1 protein-coding gene is annotated in these 1,145 nt (G+C 70.5%); it reads right to left on the bottom strand.

Annotated features, from left to right (window positions below; translation table 11 throughout):
- Positions 1-1,145: condensation domain-containing protein (locus ABD329_RS47795; protein WP_425574486.1), on the bottom strand; the 1,145-nt coding region annotated here is incomplete at both ends.

Raw genomic sequence — 1,145 nt, forward strand, 5'->3', positions numbered from 1 at the left:
CGCCACAAGCCCCGCATGCAACGCCATGAACAACGTCGCACCCTCCGCACCCGCCACCCCCACCAACCCACCGTGCAACCACCCCGGCCACACAAACCCCACCGTCGCACCCCGATGACTCGCCACCGCAGGACGCGGCCGATCAATGGGCAACGGAAGCTGCTCGGGAGCGCCCTCGAGCTTGGCTCGCCAGTACTCCAGCTGGTCAGCCAGCACACTGCCCGGCACGTCAGGGGAGCCCAGTACCTCCCGTTGCCAGAGCGTGTAGTCGGCATACTGCACCGGCAACGGCTCCCACCCGAGTACCCGGCCCTCCCGCCGCGCGCCATAAGCGCGCACCACATCCCGCCACAGCGGCCCCAGCGACCACCCGTCCGCAGCGATGTGATGCATCACCAACGCCAGCGTGCATGCGGACCCCGCCGACGCGGACTCGCGCACCATCACCGCCCGCAGCGGCAGTTCGTCCCCCAGATCGAAGGCGTACCGCACCACCTCGGCCACCGCCCGCTCGGCCTCGGCCCGGCCGCCCACCGTGACCGTCTCCAGACCCGGCCACCGCCGGTCGGCCTCCTCCACCGACAGCACCCGCTGACAGACCACCCCATCCACCTCGACGAAAACCGTCCGCAAGCTCTCATGCCGACCCACCACATCCCGCAACGCCCACCCCAGCGCCTCACCGTCCACCGCACCCGACAACCGCACCACCAACGGAATGTTGTACGTCGCCGATCGGCCCTCCAACCGATACAGGAACCACAACCGACTCTGCGCGAACGACACCGGCAACCGCTCCGGCCGCCGATCACACCGCACCAACCCCGGCCGCTCCCCACCCGCCTGACCCACCGCGCCCCCCGCGAGCCGATGTGCCAGCCCGGCCACCGTCGGGGCCTCGAACACCGCCCCTACCGCCACGTCCACTCCCAGCTCAGACCGCACCCGCGACACCAACCGCGTCGCCAGCAGCGAATGCCCACCCAGATCGAAGAACCCCTCCTCAACCCCCACCCGCTCCACACCCAACACCTCAGCGAACAAACCACACAGCACCCGCTCCACGGCCGTACGCGGCCCCCGCCCCGCACCAGCCCCCCGGACCTCCGGCACCGGCAACGCACGCCGATCCAACTTCCCATTCG

It is taken from the genome of Streptomyces javensis (genome assembly GCF_039525925.1).
GTDB classification, from domain to species: domain Bacteria; phylum Actinomycetota; class Actinomycetes; order Streptomycetales; family Streptomycetaceae; genus Streptomyces; species Streptomyces asiaticus.